This window comes from Pontibacter sp. LHS1 (genome assembly GCF_058932855.1).
Window position 1 is genome coordinate 235275 of sequence record NZ_JBZYWF010000005.1, and the last position, 13952, is coordinate 249226.

9 protein-coding genes are annotated in these 13952 nt (G+C 49.6%); 4 read left to right on the plus strand and 5 right to left on the minus strand.

Translation table 11 applies throughout. The features are described from left to right. Window positions 1-221: 221 nt before the first annotated feature. Complete coding sequence (locus tag AC5FXQ_RS12260; protein WP_493602715.1) at window positions 222-1685, plus strand: aminoacyl-histidine dipeptidase; 1464 nt, start codon at window positions 222-224, stop codon at window positions 1683-1685. A 289-nt stretch (window positions 1686-1974) separates the two neighbouring features. Here the strand turns inward: AC5FXQ_RS12260 and AC5FXQ_RS12265 are convergent, their stop codons facing one another. The 4 genes from AC5FXQ_RS12265 to AC5FXQ_RS12280 form a co-directional block, all read right to left on the minus strand. Beyond that, entirely contained in the window at window positions 1975-3111 is a 1137-nt protein-coding gene (locus AC5FXQ_RS12265; protein ID WP_493602716.1) for a sensor histidine kinase, read from the minus strand. Between the two features lie 61 nt (window positions 3112-3172). Then, window positions 3173-3745 carry a chemotaxis protein CheB gene (locus AC5FXQ_RS12270; protein WP_493602717.1) on the minus strand — a complete coding sequence of 191 codons (573 nt, stop codon included), beginning with the start codon at window positions 3743-3745 and terminating at the stop codon, window positions 3173-3175. Next, window positions 3745-4575, minus strand: a complete 831-nt coding sequence (locus tag AC5FXQ_RS12275) for a CheR family methyltransferase (protein ID WP_493602718.1) — start codon at window positions 4573-4575, stop codon at window positions 3745-3747. Before AC5FXQ_RS12275 ends, AC5FXQ_RS12270 begins: the two co-directional genes overlap by 1 nt. Continuing rightward, the gene (locus AC5FXQ_RS12280) at window positions 4565-8635 is read right to left on the minus strand and encodes a response regulator (protein WP_493602719.1); all 4071 of its coding nucleotides are present in this window, start codon (window positions 8633-8635) and stop codon (window positions 4565-4567) included. The genes AC5FXQ_RS12275 and AC5FXQ_RS12280 overlap by 11 nt, the downstream gene beginning before the upstream one ends. Before the next feature lie 209 nt (window positions 8636-8844). Between AC5FXQ_RS12280 and AC5FXQ_RS12285 the strand changes: the two genes are divergently transcribed. Then, entirely contained in the window at window positions 8845-11418 is a 2574-nt protein-coding gene (locus AC5FXQ_RS12285) for an Ig-like domain-containing protein (protein ID WP_493602720.1), read from the plus strand. 41 nt (window positions 11419-11459) lie between these two features. Here AC5FXQ_RS12285 and AC5FXQ_RS12290 read toward each other — a convergent pair whose 3' ends face one another. Then, window positions 11460-11984 (minus strand): DUF421 domain-containing protein, encoded by a 525-nt coding sequence (locus AC5FXQ_RS12290; protein WP_493602721.1) that lies wholly within the window; start codon window positions 11982-11984, stop codon window positions 11460-11462. Window positions 11985-12755: 771 nt separating this feature from the next. Here AC5FXQ_RS12290 and AC5FXQ_RS12295 point away from each other — a divergent pair. Then, window positions 12756-12977, plus strand: a complete 222-nt coding sequence (locus tag AC5FXQ_RS12295; RefSeq protein ID WP_493602722.1) for a helix-turn-helix domain-containing protein — start codon at window positions 12756-12758, stop codon at window positions 12975-12977. A 263-nt stretch (window positions 12978-13240) separates the two neighbouring features. Next, window positions 13241-13816 (plus strand): RNA polymerase sigma-70 factor, encoded by a 576-nt coding sequence (locus AC5FXQ_RS12300; protein WP_493602723.1) that lies wholly within the window; start codon window positions 13241-13243, stop codon window positions 13814-13816. Window positions 13817-13952 lie beyond the last annotated feature (136 nt).

A 13952-nucleotide genomic window follows, 5' to 3' on the forward strand; every position in this document is an offset into this window, starting at 1 on the left:
ATGACGGGGAGGTGGGAAGAAAGACGCAAGGGTTTGAAAAAAAAATAAATATTTTCTTTTAGTGAGAAGGAAAACGGGATTGATGATACCTTCCTGTTTCATGCTGATTCAGACAGACTGCTACTGGCTCTTTCCCTTAATCTTAGTACCTTAGCGCCCACTAATAGGTATACCTACACACAGGTATACACTGGCATAGCAATCAAAAATAAAACCCATACATGAGCACTGAAGTAAGAGCACTCGAACCGAAAGCCCTCTGGAATAATTTCGCTGACCTGAACGCCGTACCGCGTCCTTCTAAAAAGGAAGAGCGGGTAGTGGCCTTCATGATGGAATTCGGCCATAAGCTTGGCCTTGAAACCATACAGGACGAGATCGGCAACGTCATTATCAAAAAGCCTGCTACTGCAGGTATGGAAGACCGCAAGACGGTGCTGATCCAGAGCCACGTGGACATGGTGCACCAGAAAAACGCCGACACTGATTTCGACTTCGACACGCAGGGAATCGACATGTATGTGGACGGTGACTGGGTGAAAGCCCGCGGCACTACGTTAGGCGCAGACAACGGACTTGGTGTGGCATCGATCATGACGCTGCTGGCTTCTACTGACATCGAGCACCCGGCTATTGAGGCGCTGTTTACGATTGACGAAGAGACAGGTATGACCGGTGCCCTCGGCTTGAAAGGCGGCATGCTGGAAGCCGACATTATGCTTAACCTCGATACCGAAGACGACACTGAACTGACTATCGGCTGCGCCGGCGGTGTGGACATCAACGCCAGCGGCACGTACCAGCCCGAAGGTATAAGCGGTGATATGAAAGGCTATAAAGTGAGCGTCAAAGGCCTGACCGGCGGTCACTCGGGTATGGACATCTACCTGGGTCGCGGCAATGCCAACAAGCTAATGAACCGCCTGCTCCACCAGGCTGCTGAAAAAGTAGGCCTGCGTATCGGCTCCATCGACGGAGGCGGACTGCGCAATGCCATTCCGCGTGAGTCAGTAGCCGTAGTGGCCATACCTGCAGGCGAGGCTGCTGCTTTCGAAAACTTTGTGAAGGAGCTGACGGCTGTACTCAAAAATGAACATGCGACCACCGATCCTAACTTAGTTGTGACAGTAGAGCAGACAGAAGCTCCTGCACAGGTTTTACCAGCCGACTACCAGAACAAACTGCTACGTGCGCTTTATGCCTGCCACAACGGCGTGTATCGCATGAGCCCGGACATCGAGCACCTGGTGCAGACTTCCAATAACGTGGCTCGTGTGCTGGTGCAGGATGGCAAACTGACCGTGCAGTGCCTCACCCGCAGCTCCGTGGACAGCGAGAAAATGGATTTGGCAGCAGCCATACAGAGTGCGCTGGAGCTGGCTGGAGCTTCAGTACAACTGAGTGGTATGTATCCGGGTTGGATGCCTCGTCCGGGTGCGGGTATTGTGCAGTTAATGAGCGACCTCTACAAAGAGAAGTATAACGGCGAAGCCCACGTGAACGCCTGCCATGCTGGTCTGGAATGCGGTATCATCGGTGCGAACTACCCGGAGATGGAGATGATCTCTTTCGGACCGAACATCCGTGGTGCGCACTCACCAGATGAAAAAGTGCAGATCAGCTCAGTGCAGAAATACTGGGATTTCCTGCTGGATACACTGAAGCGTATACCTGCTAAAGCGTAACAGAAACCCTAAATAGAAGAGCCGCTCCTGCAAATGCAAAGAGTGGCTCCTCTGTTTTATACACTCCCTACTTATTCACCCAATAGCTCTAGTAAAAAGCACTTTCCTGCGATATCGGCCTGAGAGAGCACTCCTTAAGCAGTAAATGTGCTGTATTGCTCGGCTAGTCTTCGAACTTTTTCACTGGCCATAATCAGAATGGCCGGGGTAATCATGGCCTAAGGAATCTTGAGCACTGCAGAGAGATTATCCATGATGTGCTATACCTTATGTAGGAGACAGGACCTCGTTAACTCTTCAGGTAAACTCTGAATTCAGAGCCTTTACCTTGCTGGCTGTCGCACTCAATTTTGCCGTCACAGTTCTCTACGATCCGTTTCACGATAGCGAGGCCTACGCCGGTACCTTCCACATGCGCATGCAGGCGCTTGAACATGTCAAATACCTTGTCCCGATCTTCTGGTTTCAAACCAAGTCCATTGTCCTTTACCCGGAACACGGTATACGTGCCCTCACGGTACGTGCTGACCTCAATCAAAGGTTTACGCTCCGGTGAGCTATATTTGATGGCATTCGATACCAGGTTGTAGACAATGCTGCGAAGGTTTTTGCGGGAAAAAACCATTTCGGGGGCCTCCGAAAAGTCCGTCTTTATCTCAGCGTCATACTTGGAGATCAAATCCTGGATGTTGAGTGTCACATCCTCCAGCAGTTCCTCAAACCGTACGCTTTCAATGGCTGCCTCATCCTGATGCTGCAGCTTGGCCACTTCAGTCAAGTCCATCAGCGTGTGTTTAAACCGGCTGATGGCATCCTGAATCATAGCCATGATGATGTTCAGTTCATTGTGATCGGGCTCCGGACTTTCGAGTATCTCTTTCAGCGCCACCGCCAGTCCCTCGATGTTATTGATAGGAGCTTTCAGATCGTGTGAGGCGGTATAGACAAAGTTATCGAGGTCTTTGTTTACGCGGGTGAGCTCAGCAGTGCGCGCCTTTACCCGTTCCTCTAGTTCGCGGTTGATCTCCTGTGTACGTTTGTGTGCAAGCTCTACTTCTTTCTTCTGGAGGTAAAAACGCACAAAGGCCGTTACTTTAGCCTTGGTGATGGCAGGGTGCAGCGGTTTGAAAAGAAAGTCCACGGCGCCAGCCTCAAATCCCTCCATTACATGAACATCCTGCTGGTGGATGGCTGTCACGAAAATGATCGGAATATCTCTTGTTTTGGAAATATCGCGGAGGTAGCGGGCTACTTCATAACCATTCATACCGGGCATCTGCACATCCAGTAAGATCAGTGCTATTTCATCCTGCAGCGCTATTTTAAGGGCTTCTTCACCTGAATTAGCAAATAAGTATTCGGTATTGTTGCCTTCTTCCGAGAGCAGACTCGCCAGGCTGACAAGGTTTTCTTCCTTATCGTCCACAAGCAAAATCTTTACCGGGTGAGTATGTGTAGGCAAGGTCGTACGAGGAAAGGTGTCGTGGTCAGTGTTCATGTAAAGTTAGCAAATAAGCTTGTATGCGCTCAACATTCATGATACTACAGCCGGGTATGCTGTTGATGGCTGCCAGCGGCATGGTGGCAATCTCCGCTTCGCCGGGGTGCTGCACTATGGCAGTGCCCCGTTTTTCAAATATATACTTTAATCCTGAACTTCCATCCTTACTAGCCCCACTAAGTAGTATCCCAACTGTATTTTTACCGAAAACATCGGCTGCGCTGGTAAAGGTCACGTCGATGGAAGGACGGGAGTAGTTCTCCAGTTCAGAGTCGTCGAGCGAGAAGGTATGGTCTTTCTCGAGCAGCACGTGGTAGTTGGCCGGGGCAATGTATACGTAGCCTGCTTCCAGTGGCGCTTTGTCATCTATCTCAACTGCGTTCAATGTCAGCTTTTTGTCAAACAGCTCCTGCAGACTGCCATCATAATTGCGCAAGCGATGCAGCACCAGCACGATGGGAATACTGTAGTCGGCGGGCAGCCCTTGCAGTATCTTCATCGAGGCCTGTATGCCGCCCCAGGAGCCACCTATTACGATCAGTCGGGTAGTATCGCGCATCAGGAGTTCTTGCGGTATATGCGGTTGTTTTTGTCTACGAAGTTATACCTGTCGCTGATGCCTGACATGGCCAGTGTTTCCTTTTTGCCCAATGCCAGGTAGCCCAGACTCACCAGACTCTCATCAAATAGATTGTATACCCGCTCCTGCAGCGTGCGGTTGAAGTAGATCAACACGTTGCGGCACACGATCAGGTGAAACTCATTGAACGAGGTATCAGTCGCTAAATTATGCGGATAGAATACCACATTTTTGACAAGCGAGGAGTTGAACTTCACGCTGCCGTAGTTGCTGGTATAGTATTCTGCAAAATCGCGTTTGCCACCGGCTGCGTAGTAGGCGGCGGTGTAGGCTGTCATGTGCGAAGCGGAAAAGATGCCGTCTTTCGCCTGCCGCAGCACCTTCTGGTTGATGTCAGTGGCGTAGATCTTGGTACGACTCAGCAGGCCTTCTTCCTCCAGCAGTATGGCTAGCGAAAAAAGCTCCTCACCGGTAGAGCAACCCGCGTCCCATACCTTGATAAAGGGGTAGGTAGACAGGATCGGCAGCACGTTCTCGCGCAGCGACTTGTAGAAGGTCGGGTCGCGGAACATCTCCGTTACGTTCACGGTAACCTCCTGCAGGAAATTCTCGAAAAAGAAGCTGTCCGTGAACAGAAACTTGCGCAGTTCGTCGATGCTCTGCAAATGTTTCTGATCCAGAAAACGCTTGATGCGGCGGTACACGGAGGCTCGTGCATAGCCGCTGAAATCGTATCCGTACTGTGTATGTATTTCTTTGATGAGGGCCTCTACCTCCAGCTCAAACAGCTCCTCGTTCTCAAGCTTCATACAACCAAACCCGCATGAGGGTAAGCAACTTATCGGTATCTACTGGTTTAGGTATATAATCAGAAGCCCCGGCTTCTATGCACTTTTCTCTGTCTTCTTTCATGGCCTTCGCGGTGAGTGAAATGATCGGCAGTTGCTTAAAACGTAAATCCGACCGGATTCGTTTTGTCGCTTCTATACCGTCCATTTCAGGCATCATCACGTCCATCAGCACCATGTCTATACCTGACTCTGTGTCAAGTTTTTCCAGCGCTTCCTTGCCATCATAAGCGGCCACCACCTGCATGCCGTGGAGCTCCAGCAGACTGCTCAGTGAGTAGATGTTGCGCACATCGTCGTCCACTACCAGTATCTTTTTGCCGCGCAGCACTTCCTCCGGCACATGCAGCTTCATCTTAAATTCGTTGCCCGGCGGCAGTTTCTGGTTTACCTTGTGCAGGAAGAGCTGCACTTCGTCGAGCAGGCGCAGGTAGGAGTACTCGTTCTTGATGATGATCGTGTTGGCAAACTCCTTCAGCTTCGTCTCTTCCTCTTCGCTCAGGTCCTTACCGGAGTAAATGATGATCGGGATATCGCCGAGCTTGGTCTGCGACTTGATCTTCTTCATCCAGTCGTAGCCTTTCATACCCGGCAGGTTGAGGTCGAGGATGATGCAGTCGACCTTTTGCTTAGCCAGTATCTTTTCGGCCTCTTCGGCAGAGTAGGCGGAGGTCGACTTGAGTCCATGCGCCAGCAGCAGTTCGGCCACGGCTTTGTTCTCGATCTCGTTGTCCTCCACGATCAGGATATTCTCAATATTCGCGCCCGACTTGCTCACGATGGAGCCAAAGGCCTTGTTCAGCATCTCGAGCGTCACTGGTTTCGGCAGGTACTCTTCGTTCTCGGCATGCTCGCCGATCACCTCCTTGTCGTAAGCCGACATCACGTGCACATTGATGTTCCGCAGGTCTTTGTCTTCTCGTACTTTTTTGAGTACATCCCAGCCCGTCATATCCGGCAGCTGGATGTCGAGCAGCATGGCGTCAGGCTTGTACTCCAGGGCCATGCGCAGTCCGTCGCGACCTGTAAAAGCCTGATGCACCTGGAAATTCTTGGCCTTGGCAAAGTCAGCCAGGATGTCGCTGAAGCCTTTGTCGTCTTCCACGATAAGCACACAAATGTCTTTCTTGTTTTGGCGCTCCATGTCGAGGAAAACCTGCCCCATGCTTTGGCTCTTTTGCTGCGCCGGTGAAGGAGCAGGCGCTGTGGCAGGCTGCGCAGACGGTGACTGTGGTGCCTTGTAAGCCGGAGCCTGACGCTGCTCAGGTATGGCTGCGCCATTTGTTGCACCGAAAGGCACTCGTGGCAGGTATAGCGTAAAGGTACTGCCCTTGCCCGGCTCACTTTCCAGCATCAGCTCACCGCCCAGCAGGGTAGCCAGCTCTTTGCTGATCGTCAGTCCCAGACCAGTACCGCCATACTTGCGGGTAGTGGACGTGTCGGCTTGCTGGAAGGCCTCAAACACCATACTTTGCTTCTCAGCAGGTATACCAATGCCTGTGTCGCGCACAGCAAAGGCTACCACATCCTGGGCGTCGCGCAGCTGCTCCGACTTAAACTTAGGCAGCTGTGTAACCGGGTATACCTTGAACTCCACTTCGCCGCCCTCGTCGGTAAATTTGATAGCATTGCCAATGAAGTTTTTGAGGATCTGCTCTAGCCGGAAACGGTCGGTCACGATGCTGTCGAAGGCACCCGGCACGTGGCGCTCTTTGAAGGTGATCTTCTTCTTGGCGGCCAGTTCTTTAAACATCGGCTCCATGGAGACGTCAGTCAGGCGCAGCTCTTCCGTCTCCAGCTTCACCATGCCGGACTCGATCTTGGAGAGGTCCAGTATTTCGTTGATCAGCCTGAGCAGGTCGTTGCCTGATTTATGAATGATCTGGGCGTGGTCGATCTGCTTCGTGGAGAGCGTGTTTTCGTTGTTGTCGGCCAGCAGGCGTGACAGGATAAGGATACTGTTGAGCGGAGTGCGCAGTTCGTGGCTCATGTTGGCCAGGAAGTCACTCTTGTACTTGCTCACGGTCTCTACCTGCTGTATCTTCAGTTCGATGGCTTCGCGGGCATCCTCCAGGGCCTTGTTCTTGGCACCCAGTGCCTCGTACTGCTCTTCCAGCAGTTGCGCTTTTTCTTCGAGCTCAGCGTTCTTCTCCTGCAACTCCTCCTGGTTCACGCGCAGTTCCTCTTCCGAGGCCTTGAGCTCGGCGTTGAGCTGGCGCAGTTCTTCCTGCTGTGTCTCCAGTTCCTCGGCCTGGTTTTGTGTTTCGTAAAGCAGTTCCTGCGTCTGCAGGTGAGCTTTCAGGGTATGGATGAGTACCGAAATGCGCTCGGCTGCTGAGTCGAGGAGACGGCGCTGCACCTCCGTGTACGGTCGGCGGGAGGCCAGCTCCAGTGCGCCTATGATGGTGTTGCCAAAGTATAATGGGATGATGATGACCGTGGCTGGCTCAATGTCTGAAAGTCCGGTGCGGATGCGGAGGTATTCTTCCTGCACTCCATCCAGCACTTTCACCTTGCGCTCGGCCACGGCCTGGCCTACCAAACCGGTTCCAATTTCAAACACAGGCAATTGCGATTTGCTCTGTTGCAGGCCATAGCTGGCGGCAGCTTCCAGTTTGCCGTTGTTGTTGTGCAGGTACAGCACACCGGCCTCAGAGTCGGTGTAGTTGCAGAGGTAGGAAAGGGCGTGCCTGGAGACTTTGTCCAGGGTGGTTTCGCCCCCGATCAGGTTACTCAGCTCGGCTACGCCTGTCAGCACCCAGTTGCGATTTGCATTCTCGGTGGTGAAGTGTTCCAGGTTATTTTTCATGTCCCGGATAGCAAGGCTCAGCATATCCTCCTTACTTTGCACCTCTACCTCTACATCATACCGGCCCTCGCCAATAGCCTGCGCCACCTGCGACAGCGACAGGGTTTTGTTCACCACGCCTCTGAACGAAGAGGCCACACTACCGATCTCGTCCTCGCTTTCAATATTAACCACCACGTCTGTGGCTCCCAGTCGGATGCGGTCGGCCGCGTTTTTGAGTGTAGCCAGTGAGGTAGAGATCAGGCTGATGATGAAGTAGGAAAGGAAGCCTACGAGCGTCAGAATAAACAGCAGCGCTACAAACAGCACCTGCAGATAGCGCTCCTTGCGATTGCTCTCATCCTGTACCTGCTCTCTGATGTTTTGTATGAGGTGCTTTTCGGCTTGGCGAAGCGCCTCGATATTGGAAGTATACAGGCTGTAAACAGAGGCGGCATCAAAGGTGTTCAGGTCTGTGTCCGGATTCTGTTCAAGTCGCTGCACAACAGCAACGGCACGTTTATAATCGTCAGACACGATAATCTCCTGCACCTCGTTCACGGTGGCACGATCGGCATAACGGTAAAAGTTGTCCAACGCTGTCCTATGGCTGTTGTATTGCGTCATCAGGAGGGCGTAATCCTGATAAGAGAATATGCCTTCCTGCATAGACTTCATCAGCAGACTACGCATGCGACCCAGGTGGATTTTGGCTTCGGAGAGACTTTTGAAACTGATCAGCTGACGGCTGATCTCGACGTTGCTAAGTGCTGTTGCACTGGCGTCCATGCGGTTAAGCATGCTAAAAATCAGCTCATTGGAGTAGCGGCGAAAGTCGTCCACATCCAGCTTTCCCTTATCGAGGTCACTGCGGTATTTATTGATATCCTGCATCATGGAGATGGCAGGCAAGGTGCGGCTGGTGTTGCTCAGGAAGTCTGTCAGGTCGAGTGTGGCGGCATCGGTCAGACTTCTTTGTGCACGTGCATCGAGCATGAAAATGGAATCGCCGGAAGCAGCCGCCAGTATACGGGCACGTTCGCGCTGAAAGGCGTGCAACAGAGAGGATATTTTTTCTGACTCGGTGAGCTGGGCAATCTCGTCCTGCAGCTTGTTATTCTCTTCGATTTCGCGCTGCACGGTAACAGCCACAAAATAGATAAGCGGGAATAGGAGCAGGGCCAGCAGGAGAAGGAGTTTGTCCCTGATCTTCAGGTTTCGGATGATGTTCATCGAGCGTGCGTAGGGTTAAGCAAGGGTGAATAAGAACCTGTTAAAAATGCAAGTTAAGAAAACCAGCTCTTTTTTATGCGATAAATCGACTGTTTGACCAGTATGTGCGTGATCGGGAGAAGAGGAAGAGGCAGTGTGAGCTGGTGCATGAAACCGGAAACATTATCTTTGTCCGTTTTCCCAAATCAATACATAGGCGGCTACTGCGTATGAGCAAATTATTTACTCTCATTTCACTTCTTCTTAGCAATCTTATTTTTTGTAGTGTCACATCGGCGCAGACCATTGAACCACCTGCCTGGGAGTGGGCTAGTCGGCTTGGAGGAATAAATGCAGCCAGCCGAGCTGTAGCTGTTGATGCGGCAGGAAATGCAGTTGTAGCTGGCCTGTATAATGAACTGGCCGTGTTCGGCGACATCGTATTTCCAAACAATACTGGAAACACACGGGGCTACGCTGCTAAATATAATGCGACAGGTAAGATCGTATGGGCTGTTGACCTGCCCGGCGCCGGTCTGGCGGTTAAGACAGATGCTGCGGGAAACAGCTACATAGTAGGGGATATAAACAGAGCAGAAAATGACTTGAGTACCAACTACTATTTATGCAAACTGGATCTTGCGGGCGAAGTGCGCTGGATTAAGATAATTAATAAAGCATATGGACGTGACCTGGCACTCGATGGGGCGGGCAATATACTGGTTACCGGCTGGTTTTGGGATAAATTCTCATTTAATGGCATTGTGCTGGAAAAGGGTTCGGCAGAGATGTTCGTCGCTAAATTCAGCTCGAATGGAGATGCGCTTTGGGCACGAACAGTGAGCAGTCAGTCACGGGTTAACAGCTATGCCATTGCGGTTGATGCAAACGATAATTACTATGTCTCGGGTGTATACAAAGATGCTGTTCAGATCGGCTCCATCACCCTTGTGCCTCCATTGAATAACGAGAGGGATCTTTTTCTGGCTAAGTTTGCCTCAAATGGCGATGTGGTGTGGGCTAAAAGAATGGGAGGGAACCGATCGCATACAGATAAATTAGCACTGGATGCTCAGGGTAATCTTTACCAGGTCGGTTACTTTGTTGGTTCGGCCTCCTTTGACGATTTTATGCTGGCAAACAACAGTGCACAGCACACATTTTTTCTAACAAAATACGACAGAGATGGAAGTGTGGCATGGGTGAAGAATGAAATCGGATGGAGCGGTGATGATCTGGCAATAGCTCCTGATGGAAGTATATTAGTGGCAGGCTTTTTCGCTTCAAGCACACCAGGCACGCACTGGCGGAACGTTGCAAAATATAATCCTGATGGTGAAATGGTATGGATTCAAAATGCCGGAGATTTTGCTAATGGACAAGGAATAGCCCTGGATGCACTAGGGAACGCATATGTAACGGGCAGGTATGGGAACACTACCCGTTTTGGTGACACCGTGTTGCCCTCTTATGCTGATAGTTCGGATACCTACGTTGCGCGGCTCAGGTCAGAGGCTGCGCCTGCCATCCTTACTGCCCGGCTTCCGGATATGAGCTATTGCGCAGGCTCCGATCTGCCTGTTCCTTTCATAAGCTCAGGTGTTTATACAAGTAGCAATTCATTTATATTCCAACTGTCAGACGCTGCAGGTTCTTTTGCCAATCCGACCACTATAGGTACAGGTACTGATTTTAATTTGAAAGCCCGTATACCTGCCGAAGTCGTGGCAGGCGACAACTACAGGATCAGGGTGGTGGCCACTTCTCCTGCTGTAGTAGGAGAGCCAAGTCCGACTCCAATTAAAATCATACCTCTACCTGCTGCACCCGTATTGGCTACGCAAAACAGCTGTGGCCCCGGAGTAGTTACACTTACTGTCTCTGGTGCAACGGCAGATCAAAACTATACCTGGTATGCAGAGGCCACAGGAGGTGAAGCGCTGGCAAGTTCAGGAGACGCATTATTTACCACACCATTCCTGAACACGACGACGAGTTACTATGTCTCGCTCCGAAACAGTGCCGGTTGCGAAAGCGAGCGGCTTGCTGTAAAGGTGGTGATAGATGATGCGTTACGTGTTCAGGCCGGGGAGGCCGTAGAATTGTGTCCAGGTGCAGAACGTTTCCTGTTAACAGGGTACAGCCCGGCAGGAGGGATCTGGTCTGGCAGAGGAGTGAGTACCGATGGCACCTTTGATCCACAGGAAGCTGGTATCGGCACCCATACGCTACAATATGCTGTACAAAGAGGTGGATGCTATGGTGTTAGCACCAGGCAGGTAAGCGTAATTGCACCACCAGTGTTCGCCGCCGCCGCTATACCTGCAGCATGCGGTAACTCCGAGAATCCCAAAGGTCTTGCTCCCCTTGCGGTAGATTTCAGTAACAGCACCAGCGGTGCCACCTCATACCTCTGGGAGTTTGGTGATGGTGCTGTCTCCCATGAAAGTGCACCTACCCATGTGTACACAAAAGCGGGTAATTACCAGGTATACCTGACTGCTTTTTATGGTGCCAACTGTAGTATGAGGCAGCAGGTGGCAACGGTTGAGGTTCAGCCTCAGCAGGAAAGCGCCAATGTTTTTACTCCGAACAGCGATGGCTACAACGACTTTTTTGTGCTGCGCGTAACCTGCCTTCCCATCACGCTAAAGGTGTTTGACCGGTGGGGGAAACTGGTTTTTGAGCAGGCGGATTATCAGCAAAACTGGGATGGCGGAAGACACAAAAGCGGTATTTACTTTTACCATGCTACCAGCAGCAACGGACAAAGTTGGAAGGGATGGGTGGAATTGATACGATAGGGAGAGTGATGAGCACCAGGCTTAAGTTTTCTTCTTACGCCTCAACGCGGGTAATTACTTGCATCTTTTAGTGCGTTAGCTGAGCCTTGTTCAACTTTAGTGATAACGGTTATCTCGCCCGTCGACTCCAGGATCATGACGTCAATCTTTGTTAGGTCCGACTGCCCCTCGTTTCGGGCGGCCGAATTAATCTCTTCAATTGTGACACGCTCCCTTTTAAGAACATCTTCAAGTAACTCTCCTTTATAAAGCAGCAGGGTAGGCTTGCTGGTAATAATGTGTTTGACGGCTTTGTACCTGACTGAAAGCCAGGTAATGAAATACTGCAGGAAGATCAGTAGGAAAAATGCCAGGACACCATCTGCCAGCGCCACATTTTTGTTAAGTGAAACCGAGGCGAGTGCTGAGCCCAGCGCCACTGTCACAATAAAATCGAAGGCATTCATCTTTGACAGGGTACGCTTGCCTGACGACCGCAAGAGCAGGACCATGGCAATGTATGCTAAAATGGTGATGGTGAATGTTCTGAAGATGCTTTCCCAATTGTCAAAAAAGAATTTTTCCATAAGGTGCGAGGTCCGCTTTTTTTAAGTTGCCGGTATACGCCTCTTTTACTGGATTATGCCTCTGCGGTTGCAGTCACCTCAATCACAAACAGGTATAATGGCATCCGCTGGAGTATATTTAGAAGGCCGTTGGAGCCTCTTAAAAAAGAATGACTCCAACAGAATTGAGTATGTAGGCCAGGCTGATAAATAAGATAATGTATTTAATTTCGGTTAATTCGCATGTTGAGATTATGAAAACAGAAGGTAAGACCAAAACCGAGCAAATCCTGCGGGTCATGTATGTGCTGTCATGGATAGTATGTATTGGCTTAATGATTAAAACATGCACCATCTTAATTTCCTATGGCGTGAGCACGATTAGTCCTGATGCCTCACACAATATATAAAGGCTTGGATTTGCATAATTTAAGTGAGTACAGTTTCTGGCATTATACAAAAGTTGTTTCCTATTTAGTCTCTTTTTCGGGTATGAAGACCTATGTGTTTTATTTAGTGATCAAAGCGCTAACGAGGGTAAACCTAGCAAGTCCTTTTAAATTAGAAGTGGCACAGCTGCTTGAAAAAGTTAGTTATAACCCGCTCGGAATATAGCTAGTTACTGTGCTGAGTAACGCGCACATAGAGTGGCTTGCTAAAAGAGCGGAAATCATCCTGGCGCAGTGGTCCTCTGATGGATTCTTTTTGATGGCAGGCCTTGTATTTATTATTTCCCAGATATTCAAACGAGGCGTGGAAATACAATCCGATAATGAACTAACTGTATAAGGCATGCCTATAATTGTGAACCTGGATGTGATGATGGCAAAGCGAAAAATTTCTTTGAGCGAGCTGTCAGAAAGGGTGGATATCATGCTTGCCAATCTTTCGATACTCAAAACCGGTAAAGCTAAAGCAATAAGGTTCAGCACCCTCGCCTCTATCTGCGAGGCATTAGACTGCCAGCCGGGAGATTTGCTGGAGTATAGTGCTGCAGATGATGATGGTAGTTAAACTGCCTCGCCTTTCTAAAGTGGTATCTTCAAGATTAAGTGTTTTTTTAATAATTTATTTAAATAATAACCTGAAAATTATGTATACTTTTAAAATGAATACATTATGCTTGTGTTTGATAACTTAAAATTATATTTTGGACACTTGCTTTGACTCTGAGCAAGTTATAATGTTAAGCTCCATTCAGATTATATTGTGGGTTCTGGCATTGAGCTTCTGGTAGTTCTGTTGGACTGCGATTCCGGTTAAAGCGTAGGTCGCTTATGGGTACATTTTCGAAATTCCATAAATCTTCATCCAGCCATGGTGTAGAGCTTTCTCTTGAAGAGCTCTTCCAGAAATATTATGCCCGCCTCGTGCACTTTTCTTTTCAGATAGTGAAGTGCCGGGAAAGCGCCGAAGACATTACCCAAGAGGCTTTTATCAAATACTGGAATCAGAAAGATGAAGTAGGGGCAGCAGAAGATACTATTAAAAGTTTTCTATATACCTCCGTTCGCAATGCCAGTTTTAATACCATCCGCCACCTGAAAGTAGTAGATGCTTTTGCAAGTCAGGCGCAGGTTTCGGAAGTGGAAGAGGAAACTATCATGCATTCTATAATTAGGTCTGAGGTATTGGGAGAACTGCATAATGCCATTGCATCTTTGCCCGAGAATTGCCAGAAAGTATCCAGAATGGGATTCCTGGAAGGCATGAAAAACCATGAAATAGCCCAAGAACTAGGTGTGTCAATTAATACTGTAAAGACACATAAGAAAAGGGGCCTTGAACTGCTGCGTGCACGCCTCAAGCCAGAGATCATCTCACTTCTATTACTTCTTCTGACTTCGGAATAAACAGGCTTTCGTGTATAAATAATTAGCTAGGTAGTAACTATTTACTGCCTTTTTTTGTGCCTCTACGAAGCGTAGCAGCTCTGCTCCTGAATATTTTAAAAAATTATCATGTCCCTTTCACCCGCTTTCAATACTC